The following is a 14,035-nucleotide window of genomic DNA, read 5'->3' on the forward strand; positions in this document are numbered from 1 at the left end:
TTCATTCATTCGAGTGATCGCACCGTGGAGGGGGCGGGACGAGTGGTGCACGAGAATGGAACCGTGCCCGCCCCGAACACCGATACCAGCGCCCTCACCGCCGTCGACGGCTTCGCCGCCCTCCTCACCGACGAGGGCCGCCGGCTCCTGGAGGAGCTGCGCGACCACGACCCGGCCCGGGAGCTGGCCGTCGCGACCCGGCTGCGCCGCGACCACCCCGCCGAACTGGTCTCCGCCGCCCTCGGGCAGGCGCGGCTGCGGCAGCGGGCGGTGGCGAAGTTCGGTACCGAGGACGCGTACCGCATGTACTTCACACCCAACGGCGTCGAGCAGGCCACCCGCGCCTCCGTCGCCACGTACCGGGCCCGCCGCTTCGCGGACCTCGGCGTACGCCGCCTGGCCGACCTGTGCTGCGGCATCGGCGGCGACGCCATCGCCCTGGCCCGGGCCGGCGTCTCCGTCCTCGCCGTCGACCGCGACCCGCTGACGTGCGCGGTGGCCCGTGCCAACGCGGCGGCCCTGGGCCTGTCGGACCTGATCGAGGTGCGCTGCGCGGACGTGACGGAGGTCGACGTCTCCGGGTACGACGCGGTCTTCGTCGACCCGGCGCGGCGCGGCGGCCGGGGCCGCATCTTCGACCCCGAGGCGTACTCCCCGCCCCTGTCCTGGGCCGTCGAGACGGCCCGCACGGCCCCGCACGCCGCCCTGAAGATCGCTCCGGGCGTCCCGCACGAGGCGATCCCCGAGGACGCCGAGGCGGAGTGGATCTCGGACGGCGGCGACGTGAAGGAAGCCGTCCTGTGGTTCGGCACCACCCCGGGCACCCGCCGCGCGACCCTCCTCCCGGCCGGCACCACCCTGACCGGCACCGGCCTCCCCGACCCCGCCGTCCGCCCGGTCGGCCGCCACCTCTACGAACCGGACGGCGCGGTCATCCGCGCCCACCTCGTCGCGGACGTCGCGGCCGAGGTGTCGGGCGGCCTGATCGACGAGACGATCGCCTACATCACCTCCGACGAACTCCACCCCACCCCGTACGCCTCCGTGTACGAGATCACCGACGTCCTCCCCTTCAACCTCAAGAAACTCAAGGCCCTCGTCCGCGAGCGCGGCATCGGCGTGGCCGTCATCAAGAAACGGGGCTCGGCGGTGGAGCCGGAGGAACTGCGCAAGAAGCTGAAGCTCGAAGGGGTGAACTCCTGTGTGATCGTCCTTACGCGGGTGGCGGGCGCCCCGACGATGCTGCTGGGGCAGCCGGTCCGGGCGTAGCCCCGGTGTGAGCGGTAAGCCGACGGGGAGCGAGGGAGGGCAGGCAGCGATGAACACCGATCCCCCCGCCGGGCCGGCGGACGGGCCGCGGGGGCAGGATCCCGTCGACCTGCTGATCGCGTTCGAGGAGGCGTCCGAGGCGCCGATCCGGCCGGAGTACCTGGAGGGGATGGTGATCGTGCCACCGCCGCCGGACTACGGCCACGGCAAGGCGCGGCTCGAACTCACCCGTCAGTTGTACTCGGCGGGGGTCCGGTAGGCGGGTACGGGAATGGGCTTCCGCGCGGGCCTGGGCAGGAACGGCGACGGCGGGACGCGCACCCTGGCCATCCCCGACTTCTACGTCCTGAAGCACCCGCCCACCGAACCGGACGAGGCGCACTACAAGGCCCACAGGGGCTGGTACCCGGTGGGCCTGCTCGCCCTCGTCGGCGAGGTGACGTCCGACCACCGCGAGACGGACACCGGTCCCAAGTACCGCAGTTACGCCGCCGCGAAGGTCCCGGTCTACGTGCTCGTCAACCGGGAGGACGGCCGGGTGTACGTCCACTCCGAGCCCGTCGAGGACTCCCGGCACCCGGGCCGAAGCCGTTATCGGACCACCACGAGCACTGAGCTCGGCGAGAAGCTCGCGCTTCCCGCCCCCTACCTCGTGCTGGACACCTCCGTCCTGCTTCCCTGACGCCGAAGGGACCAGGCGGACCTCCGTGGGTCAGGCGTTCCGCGACCGCCACCGCGCCGCCTTCGCCCGGGCCTCGTCGAGCGTCAGGCCGGCGACCTGCGACAGCGGGACGTCCTGCAACGGGCAGTCCGCGTAGTGGGTGTCCCGCTCGCTCGGGGCGGCGTCGCAGGCGGGGCACTGGCGTGGGGGCATGGTGCTCCTTGTCGCTGTGTCGGTCGGGTCGTGATCGGGCGGTCGGGCGGCCGGTCCGTCGCCCTCAGCTCCGCAGGACGTCGCGTAAGAAGCGCACCGCCCAGGCGAGGAGCACGGCCACCACCGGGGCGGCCGTCGTCCCCGCGGCGCACCACCGCCACGCGGGTGCCGCCGCGTGGGCCGGCGGGGCCAGGGCCAGGCTGCTTCCCGCCGCCAGGCACAGGAGCCCGGACGTGTAGCAGAAGTCCGCTCGGCCGGCCAGCCTGGCCCAGGTGGAGTAGTGCTCCCGCTGGTCCTGGATGAGCTCCGCGTGCCGGTTGGCGGGCATCTCGGAGAGCGGGCCCCACCACGCTTCGACGTCGCCGCGCGAGTAGAGGTACTGCCGGGAGCGGACGCCCCAGACCACCGCCATGACCATGAAGAGCGCGGTCAGGGCGAGGGCGAACAGCGTCGGGTCCGGCCAGCGGAACCTGTCGCGGTCCGTGATGACGAGCCCCAGCAGGGTGATGCTCGCGCCGCCCAGGAGGGGCGCCGCGGTCGTGTACTGCCCTTCGCGCGCGGCCGACCAGCCGAGCGGCGCGGGCTTGCGCCAGGAAGGATTCACGCTGCCCCCTCGACACCGGGTAAAGGTACAGCGCGGCGGCTCGGGGCGGAATGCCGCGAACGGGCCTACGGGAGCGGGCCGTTGCGGCGGCGGGCGCGTGGAACCGTGACGCGCCCGCCGTGGGCGGGCTAGGCGTCGTACAGGTTCTGCTTGCTCAACTCGTGTACGTGGTCGTGATCGTGCCCATGAGCATGGCCGTGCGAGTGGCCGTGCCCGTGCGAGTGGCCGGCCGTCTCCTCGTGCGTGCCCGGCACGTGCGGCTCCGTCACCGGCAGGGACGAGTCCGCCGGGAGGTCCCAGGAGGAGGAGGCGCGGCCGCGGGCGACCATTTCGGCGCCGAGGGCCGCGACCATCGCGCCGTTGTCGGTGCAGAGCTTGGGGCGGGGGACGCGCAGGGTGATGCCGGCGTCCTCGCAGCGGCGTTCGGCCATGGCGCGGAGGCGGGTGTTGGCGGCGACGCCGCCGCCGATCATCAGGTGGTCGACGCCGTGGTCCTTGCAGGCGCGGACGGCCTTGCGGGTGAGGACGTCCACCACGGCCTCCTGGAAGGAGGCGGCGACGTCCGCCACCGGCACCGTCTCGCCCGCCGCGCGCTTCGCCTCGATCCAGCGGGCGACGGCGGTCTTGAGACCGGAGAAGGAGAAGTCGTAGAGGGGGTCGCGGGGGCCGGTGAGGCCGCGGGGGAACCGGATGGCCCCGGGGTCGCCCTCGCGGGCGTAGCGGTCGATGACCGGCCCGCCGGGGAAGCCCAGGTTGAGCACGCGGGCCACCTTGTCGAACGCCTCGCCCGCCGCGTCGTCGATGGTCGAGCCGAGGGGCCGGACGTCGGAGGTGATGTCCGGGGCGAGGAGCAGGGACGAGTGGCCGCCGCTGACCAGCAGGGCCATCGTCGGCTCGGGCAGGGCGCCGTGCTCCAGCTGGTCGACGCAGATGTGCGACGCGAGGTGGTTGACGCCGTAGAGCGGCTTGCCGAGGGCGTAGGCGTAGGCCTTCGCCGCCGAGACGCCGACGAGGAGGGCGCCCGCGAGGCCCGGGCCGGCGGTGACGGCGATGCCGTCGAGGTCCTTGGCGGAGACGCCGGCCTCCTTCAGCGCCCGCTGGATGGTGGGGACCATCGCCTCCAGGTGGGCCCGGGAGGCCACCTCGGGGACGACGCCGCCGAAACGCGCGTGCTCGTCCACGCTGGAGGCGACCGCGTCGGCGAGCAGGGTGTGACCGCGGACGATGCCGACGCCCGTCTCGTCGCACGAGGTCTCGATGCCGAGGACGAGCGGTTCGTCAGTCAGTGGAGCCATGGGTCATTCCCTCTTGCACTGCGTTGGTGTCCGCGGCGGGGCCGCCGTCGGATTCCGTTTCCGTGGGCAGGCGCATCACGAGCGCGTCGACGTTGCCCGGCTGGTAGTAACCGCGCCGGATGCCGACGGGCTCGAAGCCGAAGCGCTCGTAGAGGCGCTGGGCGCGGGTGTTGTCCACCCGGACCTCCAGCAGCACCTCGCGGCACTCGAAGGCGGTGGCGGCGGCGAGCAGTTCGCGGAGCAGCCGGGTGCCGAGGCCGGTGCTCCAGTGGTCGGTGGCGACGGCGATGGTCTGCACGTCGCCCGTGCCGTCGACGGCGGCGAGGCCCGCGTAGCCGACGACACGACGGGCGGCGTCCTGGGCGACGATGTAGCGCCGGTTGGCGTTCGCGCCGCGCGCGTGCGCCAGCTCGGACCAGAACAGCCCCTTGGACCAGGCGTCCTGGGGGAACAGCGCGCGTTCCAGCTCCAGCACGGCCGGGATGTCCCACCAGCGCATCTCACGGACGCGCACGGTCTCCGCCCCGGGATCCGAGGGGCCCGCGGACGGGCTCGCTGAAGGGCTCACTTCGGCGTGACCACCTTGTAGTTGGCCGGCACCTGGGCGTCCGGGCGGCGCAGGTACAGCGGCTGGACGGGCAGGAACCCGGCGTCCGGACCCTCCGTGCGCAGCTTCTCCGCGGCGAGCGCGGCCAGCGCCGCCGCCGACTGGTGCTGTGGCAGGTCGGCCCGGACGTCCGTGAAGGCGTCGGCGTACAGGACGGCGCCCGCGCCGACGGCCGTCAGCCCGGCCAGCGGCTCGGTCAGCTCGGCGGGCCGGTCGACGGCGGGCTCGGTGACGCGGGTCCGGGCGTCGGCGTAGCGCGCCCAGTAGACCTCCTTGCGGCGGGCGTCCGTGGCCACCACGAACTCGCCGGCCAGCCCGGCGGCCCCGGCCGCGTAGGCGATGCCGTCCAGCGAGCACAGGCCGTGCACCGGCACGTCGAGCGCCGCGCCGAAGGTCAGGGCCGTGACGATGCCGACGCGCAGGCCGGTGTACGGGCCGGGGCCGACGCCGACGACGACGCCGGTGAGCTCGTCCAGCGTGCGGCCGGCCTCGGCGAGCACCCGGTCCACGGCCGGCAGCAGGAGCTCCCCGTGGCGGCGGGCGTCCACCTGGTGGGACTCGGCGACGGCGGAGTCCCCGTCGTGGAGGGCTACGGTGACGGCGGGCGTGGCGGTATCAAGAGCGAGCAGCAGCACAATGACAAGCCTACGGCGCGCCGTGGGGCCGCCGGTGCCCGCGTGGGCCCGGTTCAGGGGGATCCCAGGGGCGCCCCGGAGGCGTCTCGGGGGCGCGGCGGGGGTGCGCCCGAGTGCTACGGTCGGGGCGGATGACCGTACGCCGCATGGCCGTACGGGGGACGAAAGGGTGCGCAGGGTGGCACGCAGCAGCTCCGGGGTGTTCGTGACCGGGCTCACCGCGGCGGCACTGGCCGTGGTGGGTTACCTCGCCTACGAGGCGTCGGCCGCGCCCCACCGCGTCCACCGTTCGTCCGCCGCCGCCTCCGCGACGCCCGGCGACGCCAAGGGTTCGGGCAAGGACGACAAGGGCAAGGGCGCCACGCGGAAGGACGCCCCTCCGGCCGTGCCGAGCGGCTCGGGCACGGGCAAGCGGGTCGTCTACTCGGTGGGCCAGAAGCGGGTGTGGCTGGTGAGCGGCGACACGAAGGACGTGCGGTCCTTCGAGGTCACGCCCAGCACGGTGAACCCGCAGCCGGGGACGTACGCGGTGACCTCCCGCGACCTCAACGGCCCCGGGTCGGACGGCGTGCGCCTGGAGCACATCGTGCGCTTCCTGCGGGACGCGAACGGGGTCGTCTTCGGCTTCAGCGCCGCCGTGGACGGCTCTCCGCCGCAGCCGGACCCGGCGAAGAAGACGGGCGGTCTCCGCGAGAGGCCGGCCGACGGGCTGGCCATGTGGGAGTTCGCGCCCAAGGGCACCAAGGTGGTCGTGGTCCCGTAGTCGTGGTCCCGTAACGGCACGGGCCGCTTCACGTCAGACCGCTTCACGTCAGGCCGCTTCACGTCAGACCGCTTCACGTCAGGCCGCGGCCCGGCGGTGCGGGCCGTCCGGCTCCCCCTCGTCGTCCGCGTCCGCGTCCGGTACCGGACCGGGCGCCGGCGCCCGCGGCGGTGTGGAGACCGCGTCGGCGGCGGCGCAGGCGGCCAGGAGGTCGCGCACCGAGGGCGTCCGCTCGTCGCTCCCTCGATCGTCCATGGCCGCTGAGGGCTGGGGCTCGTGGGCCGACATGAACGCCTCCTCGGGCAGCCGGTCAAGGTCAGGCATGCCTAACCATGTCTCTGCCTCCATGTCACCACGCCCGACGGCAACATCGCAACATCTTCCCGACACCTTGTCGGCTACTTCTCGCGAGCCGGCTTTGACGCCCGCGCGAGCCGGGCGACGGGCGACGGCAAGACCGACGACGGCTCCGGCTCGGCCCGGTGGGCGCTCGGGCTCACGCCCCTGACCCGCTTGAACGCCGTGCTGAAGCCGAACGGATCGGCGTAGCCGACGCGGCGGGCCACGGCGGCCACCGTCATGCCGGGCTCGGACAGCAGGTCGGCGGCCAGCGCCATGCGCCATTCCGTCAGGTAGGTCAGCGGCGGCTCGCCCAGCAGCGCCTGGAAGCGCTTGGCGAACGTGGAACGGGACACCCCGGCGACCGCGGCCAGCGACGGCAGGGCCCAGGCCCGCTCCGGGGCGTCGTGCATCGCGCGCAGGGCGGGGCCCACCACGTCGTCCCCCAGCGCCAGGTACCAGGCGGGCGGGGCGGCCCCGGGCCGGTCGAACCACTGGCGCAGCGTGCACACCAGCAGCCAGTCGAGCAGCCGGTCGACCACGATCTGTCGGCCGGGCAGACCGGTGGTGAGCTGCGCCTCCAGGTAGCCGCGCATCGCGGCGCAGTCGTGTTCGTCGGGGACGACGGCGACCGGCGGGAGGGCGCGCAGCAGCCTGCGGGGCACTTCGCCGGGCACGCGGTAGGCGCCGGCCAGAAGCATGGCGGGACCGTCACCGCCCCCCGCGTCCGGGCCCGTCCCGGGGTCGTCCGTGAAGGCGAACGGCTCGGGTCCGCGCACGATCGCGGCCTCGCCCGTGCGCAGCGGCTGCGGCTCCCCGCCGTCGTCCCGGACGATCCAGCCCATCCCGCACAGGGGGACGCACAGGGTGAGGTAGGCGTCCTCGGCGAAGCGCAGCGTCCACGGCGGTGTCAGCACGGAGCCGGCGAAGACGGCGCCGTTGGCGCGCACGCCGCGCAGCAGGTCGTCGAAGGGGTCCATGATCGGCACGATATGCGGAGCCGCGCGGTCGGCGCGGACGACCGGACATGGAGGGCGGATGACCGCCTATGTCCCGTGCGCCGGGCGCCGGGTTGACTCGTCCGCATGACCAACAGCCTTATGTCTCCCACCGACCCGCGCCCGGTCCTGGTCCTCGGGGCGACCGGCAAGACCGGCCGCCGCGTGGTGCGCGAGCTGCGCGCCGCGGGCGTACCCGTCCGGGCCGCGTCCCGCTCCGGCGAGGTCCGCTTCGACTGGACCGAGCCCGCCGGCTGGTCCGGCGCCCTGGACGGCGTCTCGGCCGTCTACCTGGTCGCCCCCGACGAGGGGTACGAGGCGGTACCGGAGTTCACCGCCCGGGCCGTACGGGCGGGCGTCGGCCGGTTTGTGGCCCTCTCGGGCCGGGGCATCGAACACGTCGGCCCGGACTTCGGGCAGGGCATGGCCACGGCCGAGGAGGCGGTACGCGCCTCCGGAGCGGAGTGGGCCGTCCTGCGGGCGAACAACTTCAACCAGAACTTCGACGAGGACCTGTGGCGGGGCCCGCTGCTCGACGGCCGCCTGGCCCTGCCCATCGGGGACGTCCCGGAGCCGTTCATCGACGCGGACGACGTCGCGGCGGTGGCCGCGGCACTGCTCACACGCACCGCGCACACGGACGGCGTGACCGAGGTGTCCGGCCCGCGCCCCCTGACGTTCGACGAGGCCGTGACGGTGATGGGCCGGGCGGCCGGCCGGGAGATGGCGTACGTGGAGCTGACCCCGGCGGAGTACCGCGCCGAACTGCTGGCCGCCGGCCTCCCGGAGCCGGCGGTCAGGGCCCTGGACGCCCTCTTCGCCCTCCACCGGGAGGGGCACACGGCCACCGTGACCGACGGCGTGCGGCAGGTGCTGGGCCGGGAGCCGGTGGACTTCACGGCGTACGCGGAACGGGCCGCGGCGGCGGGGGCGTGGACGTAGGCGCTAGGAGAAGGCCAGCGGAGACAGATCGACCCCGGCCCAGCGCTCCCCCACGCCGCTCACCGTGACCGTACGGACGTCGTCGGCGGCATCGGCGTCGTCACCGTCCGGCGCGGGCGCCTCGGCGCCCACCGCGCGTTCGATGACGACGCGGAGACGGTCCTCCGACAGGTCCTCGACCTTGCCGTCGCCCCACTCCACGACCGTCACCGACTCGGGCAGCGAGACGTCGAGGTCCAGGTCCTCCATCTCGTCGAGCCCGCCGGACAGCCGGTAGGCGTCGACGTGCACGAGGGCCGGCCCGCCGGTCAGCGACGGGTGCACCCGGGCGATCACGAACGTCGGCGACGTGACGGCCCCCCGGACCCCCAGCCCCTCGCCGAGCCCCCGCGTCAGCGTCGTCTTCCCCGCGCCCAGTTCGCCCGAGAGCAGCACCAGGTCACCGGCGCCCAGCAGCCCGGCGAGCCTGCGGCCCAGTTCCCGCATCTCCTCGGACGTCCGGACGGTGAGCTGCGCGGCGGCCGTACGGGTCGCGCCGGAGGCGCCGGGGGCGGGCACGGCGGAGGAGTCGAGCGGGGCGTTCATACCGCCCGATGGTACGGGGTGTGGGGGCGGGGACGGGGGCCACCTACCCAGCCCGTCCGGCGTTTGAGGACAACCGCGCCGAGCACGGTTCCGGGGGTCTGGGGGCCGGCCCCCGGGAATCGGCGAAGGGGAGGGGCCGGGGCACCCTCACGCCTCACCCCTCCCCCGCGCCTCCGCCGCGTCACAGCGTCCCGCACCCGCCCCCGTGAGCAGATCGGCCAGGCGGGCGTCGACCGTCGAAGGCTGTTCGAGCATCACCAGATGCCCCGCCCCGGGGACGAGGACGAGCTCCGCGTCGGGAAGCGCCGCGGCCATGGCCTCACTGTGAGACGCGGGAGTGATCAGATCCTTCTCGCCGGCGAGCACGAGCACCGGCAGCCCGCGGAAGACGTCGAGCGCCGCCGTCTTGTCGTGCTCGGCGAACGCCGGGTAGAACTCGGCGACGACGTCGACCGGGGTGCTCTCCAGCAGCCGCTCGGCGAACCGGGCCACCCCCGGGTCGACGTCCCGGGCGCCGAACGAGTACCGCCGGTAGACCCCGGCGAGCAGATCGGCGCTGAGCCGGCGCCCCTTCTCGACCAGCTCCGTCTGGGCGGTCATCAGCCGGAAGGCGCCGGGCAGCACGCGCCGCACCACGTTGATGCCCAGGGCGGGCAGCCCGAAGGTCACTTCGGCGAGCCGGCCGGAGGACGTGCCGATGAACGCCGCGGCGGCCACCCGCTCCTCGATCAGCCCGGGGTACTGGGAGGCCAGCGCCATCTGGGTCATCCCGCCCATCGAGTGCCCCACCAGCACCAGCGGCCCCTCGGGCGCCGCCGCCTCGATGACGGCCTTGAGGTCGCGGCCCAGCAGGTCGATGGAGACCGTCCCGTTGCCGTCGCGCTGCCCGCGCCCCCGCTCGGAGCGGCCGTGGCTGCGCTGGTCCCAGTAGACGGCGCGGACGGCGCCGCGCAGGGCGGCGCGCTGGAAGTGCCAGGAGTCCTGGTTGAGGCAGTAGCCGTGGCTGAAGACGACGGTCACGGGCGGCCCGCCGGATCCCCGAGCGGCGCCCGTCGCCTCCTCGACCTCGTAGTACAGCTCGGTTCCGTCGTCGGCGACCGCCGTCCCCGGGGTGCCGCGCAGCGTCCCGTAGGGGCCCGTCGAGTCCAGGGCCAGCCGCGCCTTGCGGCGCATGCCGCGGCCGACGGTCAGCCGTTCCACGGCGACGCCCGCCGCCGCGCCGGCCGCCAGGACGCCCACGGCCGCGCCGGCGACCCCGGCGCCGCGCAGCCAGCCGGACGCGCCGGCCCGGCCGGAGCGGGCCGCCGCGGCGGCGACGGCGCCGAGGGCCGGGTCCGGGACGCCGCCCGCCTCGGTCATCCGGCCGCCCCCGGCCCGACGGGCGTACCGGCCCCGTCCGACGGGTCGTCCGCCCCCACGTAGACCCGCGGCACCCGCTGCGTGATCCGCGTGATGACCTCGTACCCGATCGTCCCGGTCGCCCGCCCCCACTCCTCCGCGGTGGGCTCGCCACGGTCGCCGGGGCCGAAGAGGACGGCCTCGTCACCCGCCTCCGCCGTGTCGTCGCCGAGGTCGACCACGAACTGGTCCATCGCGACGCGCCCCGCGATCCGCCGCCGCCTGCCGCCGATCAGCACCTCGCCGGTGCCGGAGGCGGCGCGCGGGATGCCGTCCGCGTAGCCGAGGGGGACGAGGGCGAGGGTCGTCTCGCCGGGGGTCGTGTACTGGTGGCCGTACGACACGCCCAGCCCCGCGGGCACCCGCTTCACGGACGCCAGGGAGGCGGTCAGGGTCATCACGGGGCGCAGCCCGAAGTCGGCCGGGGTGCCGATCTCGGGGCTCGGGGATATCCCGTAGACGGCCACCCCGGTGCGGACCAGGTCGAAATGGGCCTCGGGGAGGGTCAGCGTCGCCGGCGAGTTGGCGATGTGCCGCACCTCGGGGTCGAGGCCCTGGGCCTCCGCGTACGCGACCGCGTCCCGGAAGACGTCGAGCTGGGCCCGGATGGACGGATGCCCGGGCTCGTCCGCACAGGCGAAGTGCGACCAGACGCCGGTGACGCGGAGCGCGCCGCCGATCTCCGCCTCGCGGGCGGCGGCGACCAGCTTCTCCCAGTCGCCGGGGGTGCAGCCGTTGCGGCCTAGGCCCGTGTCGATCTTCAGCTGGACCCTGGCCGGGCGGCCGGCGGCGCGGACCGCCGCCAGCACCTCCTCCAGGGCCCACAGCCCGCTCACCGAGATGTCGACATCGGCCTCGACGGCCTCCCGGAACGGCCCGCCCGGCGTCCACAGCCAGCACAGCAGCCGGCCCCTGTCGCCCGCCGCGCGCAGCGCCAGCGCCTCCGTGGGCAGGGCCGTCCCGATCCAGGCCGCCCCCGCCCGGCGGGCCTCCCGCGCACAGGGCACCATGCCGTGCCCGTACGCGTTCGCCTTGACCACTGCCATCAGCTGCGCCTTGGGGGCGAGGGCCCGCAGAACGCGCACGTTGGCCCGCAACGCGGCCAGATCGACCACGGCACGGGCGCGCATCGGTGTCTCGTTCATCCCGGCCAGTGTCTCAGGCCACGGCCCCGGCGGGCGCGGTCCGGGGGCCGGGGGTACGGGACCAGGGCCGCGGACACCGCTCCGGCACGGGCCGCGGCGGCGCCCGGACGGCCGCCGTAAGGGCCACCGATCGACCCCACCCGCGTGCCGCCCCACCGCGCCGCCGGGGACACTGGACGGCATGAGAACCGGCTACCGCGTGGACACCGTACGGGCCGCCGAGCGAGCGCTCATGGCCGAACTCCCCGAGGGCGCTCTCATGCGGCGCGCCGCCGCCGGCCTCGCCGCCGCGTGCGCGGGGTTGCTGGGGCGGGTGTCGGGGGCGCGGATCGCGCTGCTGGTGGGCAGCGGGGACAACGGGGGCGACGCCCTGTACGCCGGTGCCCGTCTCGCACGGCGCGGCGCCGGGGTGACCGCCGTGCTCCTCACGCCGGAGCGGGCGCACCAGGGCGGCGTACGGGCGCTGCTGGCCGCCGGGGGGCGTACGCGGGACGCCGGCCCCGCGGGCATACGGGCCATAGAGCGGGCCGAGCTCGTGCTGGACGGCATCGTCGGCATCGGCGGCAAGGGCGGCCTCCGCCCGGAGGCGCTGCCGCTGGTGCGGGCGGCGGAGGGCGCCCTCGTCGTCGCCGTCGACCTGCCCAGCGGGGTCGACGCGGACACCGGCGAGGTGCGCGGCGACGCGGTACGGGCCGACGCGACGGTCACCTTCGGCACGTACAAGCCCGGTCTCCTCGTCGATCCGGCCCGCGAGCACGCGGGGGCGCTGCGCCTGGTCGACATCGGCCTCGGGCCCCACCTGCCCGCCGTCCCGGACGTCGAGGCGCTCCAGCACGCGGACGTCGCCCGGCTGCTGCCGCGCCCCGCCGCGGAGAGCGACAAGTACCGGCGGGGCGTCGTCGGCGTGGTCGCCGGCTCGGCCCGCTACCCGGGCGCGGCGGTGATGTGTGTCGCGGGCGCGCTGCACGGCGGCGCGGGGGCGGTCCGCTACGCCGGCCCCGGGGCGGACGCGGTGATCGCCCGCTTCCCCGAGACGCTGGTCACCTCCGGCCGCCCGGCCGACGCCGGCCGCGTCCAGGCGTGGGTCGTCGGCCCGGGCCTGGGCGACGGTTCGGAGGCGCGGCGGGCCCTCGACGACGTGCTGTCCTCCGACGTCCCGGTCCTGGTGGACGCGGACGGGCTGCGCCTGCTCACCCCCGACGCGGTCCGCGCCCGCCGCGCCCCGACCGTCCTCACCCCGCACGCCGGCGAGGCCGCCGCGCTGCTCGGCACGGCGCGCGAGGAGGTCGAGGGCGCCCGCCTCGCCTCCGTCCGCGCCCTGGCCGAGCGGTACGGCGCGACGGCGCTCCTGAAGGGCTCGACCACCGTCGTCGCCGCCCCGGACGGCGGCCCCGTCAGGGTCAACCCCACCGGCACCCCCTGGCTCGCCACCGCCGGCAGCGGCGACGTCCTCAGCGGCCTCACCGGCTCCCTCCTCGCCGCCGGCCTCACCGGCCGCGACGCGGCCGCGGTGGGCGCGTACCTCCACGGCCTCGCGGCGCGCGCCCTGGGCGAGGCGCCGATCACCGCGATGGGAGTGGCGGAGGAGCTGCGGGGGGTGTGGGAGGACGTGGCGGCGGGGTGAGGGCGGGACCCGGCCCGGCGCACACACCCCGGGAAGGGCCCTCGAACTCCCTTTCCGTACGGGCGTCTTGGACACATCGCCCCGGAGCGGCGCGGATAGACTGAGACCCTGAGTCTTGACGAGACGTACCGGCACCTGCGCGAGTGCCGGGGCGAGCTCGTGCCGCCCCCGGGGTTCGCCCCGCCGGAGATCAGCGGCGGACAGATCATCATGATGATGGGCCCGCCCCGGACCCACGGCCTCAACGCCCTGCGCATCCGGCGCCAACTCGACCCGCAGCTCACCGGCGATCTCGTCGCCGTGAACCTGGGGGACGTCGAGGACGTGACCCTGGGCAAGCTCCGGCGCCCGGACGTGCTCGTCGTCCCGGAGTCCGCCTTCGAGGCGGACGGCAGCGCGGAGGACGCGCGGGGCATCGACCCCCATGCCGCACGGCTCGCCGTGGAGATCGTCTCCGCCACCAACCCGGAGAACGACTACGAGGGCAAGCTGCGGGACTACCCCGCCATGGGCATGCCGCACTACCTGATCGTGGACCCGCGCCGAGGCACGTGCGTCCACCACTGGCACATCGGCGTACACGACGGCGCCCCCGTGTACGAGGGCACGGCCCCCTACGCCTTCGGCGACAAGATCACCATTGGCGAGTGGACCCTCGACACTGGCGAACTGCGCCGATACCGCCCGGAGAGCGCTTAGCAGCCGGTCTGTTCACTCGCCGAAAGGGGAATCCATGCCCGACGCCCACATCCCCGTCCCGGCCGAGATCCGGGACCGCCTCGCGGCAGCCGCAGCCGCGGAGGGCCTGTCGCTGCGCGCGTACCTCATCCGCCTGGCCGGTGGCGCCGCCCGCCCCGCGCGGGACGACGCCCAGGTGGACCGCATCCGGCAGGTGGACCGCGTCCGGCAGGCGCTGCGCGCCTGGAACGGCTACGACCCGGATCCGGAAGATGAGGC

At 75.2% G+C, this 14,035-nt stretch carries 17 protein-coding genes; 7 read left to right on the forward strand and 10 right to left on the reverse strand.

Translation table 11 applies throughout. The features are described from left to right. The first annotated feature begins 63 nt into the window (after window positions 1-63). Genes ACH4PU_RS18350 through ACH4PU_RS18360 form a run of 3 tightly spaced genes read left to right on the forward strand, consistent with a single transcriptional unit; the run spans window position 64 to window position 1,951 of the window. Window positions 64-1,269 carry a methyltransferase domain-containing protein gene (locus ACH4PU_RS18350; RefSeq protein ID WP_398272745.1) on the forward strand — a complete coding sequence of 402 codons (1,206 nt, stop codon included), beginning with the start codon at window positions 64-66 and terminating at the stop codon, window positions 1,267-1,269. A gap of 49 nt (window positions 1,270-1,318) precedes the next feature. Continuing rightward, the gene (locus ACH4PU_RS18355; RefSeq protein WP_398272747.1) at window positions 1,319-1,528 is read left to right on the forward strand and encodes a hypothetical protein; all 210 of its coding nucleotides are present in this window, start codon (window positions 1,319-1,321) and stop codon (window positions 1,526-1,528) included. A gap of 12 nt (window positions 1,529-1,540) precedes the next feature. Beyond that, window positions 1,541-1,951: a Uma2 family endonuclease gene (locus ACH4PU_RS18360; RefSeq protein ID WP_398272749.1), complete on the forward strand. Its 411-nt coding sequence runs from the start codon at window positions 1,541-1,543 to the stop codon at window positions 1,949-1,951. Window positions 1,952-1,981: 30 nt separating this feature from the next. On the opposite strand, the gene ACH4PU_RS18365 is transcribed toward ACH4PU_RS18360, so the two are convergent. From ACH4PU_RS18365 to tsaB, 5 genes are all read right to left on the reverse strand, one after another. After that, a complete protein-coding gene (locus tag ACH4PU_RS18365) occupies window positions 1,982-2,143 on the reverse strand; it encodes a hypothetical protein (RefSeq protein ID WP_398272751.1) in 162 nt (53 codons plus the stop codon). A 64-nt stretch (window positions 2,144-2,207) separates the two neighbouring features. Next, on the reverse strand, window positions 2,208-2,747 hold the full coding sequence (locus ACH4PU_RS18370; protein ID WP_398272753.1) for a hypothetical protein: 540 nt from the start codon (window positions 2,745-2,747) through the stop codon (window positions 2,208-2,210). Window positions 2,748-2,875: 128 nt separating this feature from the next. Next, window positions 2,876-4,042 carry a tRNA (adenosine(37)-N6)-threonylcarbamoyltransferase complex transferase subunit TsaD gene (tsaD, locus tag ACH4PU_RS18375; protein WP_398272755.1) on the reverse strand — a complete coding sequence of 389 codons (1,167 nt, stop codon included), beginning with the start codon at window positions 4,040-4,042 and terminating at the stop codon, window positions 2,876-2,878. Further along, the gene (rimI, locus tag ACH4PU_RS18380) at window positions 4,026-4,610 is read right to left on the reverse strand and encodes a ribosomal protein S18-alanine N-acetyltransferase (protein ID WP_398272758.1); all 585 of its coding nucleotides are present in this window, start codon (window positions 4,608-4,610) and stop codon (window positions 4,026-4,028) included. Before rimI ends, tsaD begins: the two co-directional genes overlap by 17 nt. Then, window positions 4,607-5,284 (reverse strand): tRNA (adenosine(37)-N6)-threonylcarbamoyltransferase complex dimerization subunit type 1 TsaB, encoded by a 678-nt coding sequence (tsaB, locus tag ACH4PU_RS18385; RefSeq protein ID WP_185942511.1) that lies wholly within the window; start codon window positions 5,282-5,284, stop codon window positions 4,607-4,609. Before tsaB ends, rimI begins: the two co-directional genes overlap by 4 nt. 178 nt (window positions 5,285-5,462) lie before the next feature. Between tsaB and ACH4PU_RS18390 the strand changes: the two genes are divergently transcribed. Then, entirely contained in the window at window positions 5,463-6,047 is a 585-nt protein-coding gene (locus ACH4PU_RS18390) for a hypothetical protein (RefSeq protein ID WP_398272760.1), read from the forward strand. 78 nt (window positions 6,048-6,125) lie between these two features. On the opposite strand, the gene ACH4PU_RS18395 is transcribed toward ACH4PU_RS18390, so the two are convergent. Continuing rightward, window positions 6,126-6,371 (reverse strand): hypothetical protein, encoded by a 246-nt coding sequence (locus ACH4PU_RS18395; protein WP_398272762.1) that lies wholly within the window; start codon window positions 6,369-6,371, stop codon window positions 6,126-6,128. A gap of 74 nt (window positions 6,372-6,445) precedes the next feature. Further along, the gene (locus tag ACH4PU_RS18400) at window positions 6,446-7,366 is read right to left on the reverse strand and encodes an AraC family transcriptional regulator (protein WP_398272764.1); all 921 of its coding nucleotides are present in this window, start codon (window positions 7,364-7,366) and stop codon (window positions 6,446-6,448) included. A 105-nt stretch (window positions 7,367-7,471) separates the two neighbouring features. Between ACH4PU_RS18400 and ACH4PU_RS18405 the strand changes: the two genes are divergently transcribed. Continuing rightward, entirely contained in the window at window positions 7,472-8,326 is an 855-nt protein-coding gene (locus tag ACH4PU_RS18405; protein ID WP_398272766.1) for an NAD(P)H-binding protein, read from the forward strand. A 3-nt stretch (window positions 8,327-8,329) separates the two neighbouring features. Here the strand turns inward: ACH4PU_RS18405 and tsaE are convergent, their stop codons facing one another. The 3 genes from tsaE to alr form a co-directional block, all read right to left on the reverse strand. Then, window positions 8,330-8,911 (reverse strand): tRNA (adenosine(37)-N6)-threonylcarbamoyltransferase complex ATPase subunit type 1 TsaE, encoded by a 582-nt coding sequence (gene tsaE, locus ACH4PU_RS18410; RefSeq protein WP_398272768.1) that lies wholly within the window; start codon window positions 8,909-8,911, stop codon window positions 8,330-8,332. Between the two features lie 147 nt (window positions 8,912-9,058). Next, window positions 9,059-10,270 carry an alpha/beta fold hydrolase gene (locus tag ACH4PU_RS18415; RefSeq protein WP_398272771.1) on the reverse strand — a complete coding sequence of 404 codons (1,212 nt, stop codon included), beginning with the start codon at window positions 10,268-10,270 and terminating at the stop codon, window positions 9,059-9,061. Then, window positions 10,267-11,454, reverse strand: coding sequence for an alanine racemase (alr, locus tag ACH4PU_RS18420; protein WP_398272773.1), 1,188 nt, complete (start codon window positions 11,452-11,454; stop codon window positions 10,267-10,269). Before alr ends, ACH4PU_RS18415 begins: the two co-directional genes overlap by 4 nt. Before the next feature lie 181 nt (window positions 11,455-11,635). On the opposite strand from alr, the gene ACH4PU_RS18425 reads away from it, so the two are divergent. Next, the gene (locus tag ACH4PU_RS18425) at window positions 11,636-13,078 is read left to right on the forward strand and encodes an NAD(P)H-hydrate dehydratase (protein WP_398272775.1); all 1,443 of its coding nucleotides are present in this window, start codon (window positions 11,636-11,638) and stop codon (window positions 13,076-13,078) included. Between the two features lie 159 nt (window positions 13,079-13,237). Continuing rightward, complete coding sequence (locus ACH4PU_RS18430; RefSeq protein ID WP_398272777.1) at window positions 13,238-13,777, forward strand: Uma2 family endonuclease; 540 nt, start codon at window positions 13,238-13,240, stop codon at window positions 13,775-13,777. Window positions 13,778-14,035 lie beyond the last annotated feature (258 nt).

It is taken from the genome of Streptomyces sp. NPDC021100, assembly GCF_044333095.1.
GTDB lineage: Bacteria > Actinomycetota > Actinomycetes > Streptomycetales > Streptomycetaceae > Streptomyces.

Coding starts and splice junctions, on each gene's coding strand:
- ACH4PU_RS18425 (WP_398272775.1), top strand. CDS start 11,636: ATGAGAACCGGCTACCGCGTGGACACCGTACGGGCCGCCGAGCGAGCG.
- ACH4PU_RS18415 (WP_398272771.1), bottom strand. CDS start 10,270: ATGACCGAGGCGGGCGGCGTCCCGGACCCGGCCCTCGGCGCCGTCGCC.
- ACH4PU_RS18400 (WP_398272764.1), bottom strand. CDS start 7,366: ATGGACCCCTTCGACGACCTGCTGCGCGGCGTGCGCGCCAACGGCGCC.
- ACH4PU_RS18360 (WP_398272749.1), top strand. CDS start 1,541: ATGGGCTTCCGCGCGGGCCTGGGCAGGAACGGCGACGGCGGGACGCGC.
- ACH4PU_RS18355 (WP_398272747.1), top strand. CDS start 1,319: ATGAACACCGATCCCCCCGCCGGGCCGGCGGACGGGCCGCGGGGGCAG.
- ACH4PU_RS18395 (WP_398272762.1), bottom strand. CDS start 6,371: ATGCCTGACCTTGACCGGCTGCCCGAGGAGGCGTTCATGTCGGCCCAC.
- alr (WP_398272773.1), bottom strand. CDS start 11,454: ATGAACGAGACACCGATGCGCGCCCGTGCCGTGGTCGATCTGGCCGCG.
- ACH4PU_RS18365 (WP_398272751.1), bottom strand. CDS start 2,143: ATGCCCCCACGCCAGTGCCCCGCCTGCGACGCCGCCCCGAGCGAGCGG.
- tsaE (WP_398272768.1), bottom strand. CDS start 8,911: ATGAACGCCCCGCTCGACTCCTCCGCCGTGCCCGCCCCCGGCGCCTCC.
- ACH4PU_RS18405 (WP_398272766.1), top strand. CDS start 7,472: ATGACCAACAGCCTTATGTCTCCCACCGACCCGCGCCCGGTCCTGGTC.
- tsaD (WP_398272755.1), bottom strand. CDS start 4,042: ATGGCTCCACTGACTGACGAACCGCTCGTCCTCGGCATCGAGACCTCG.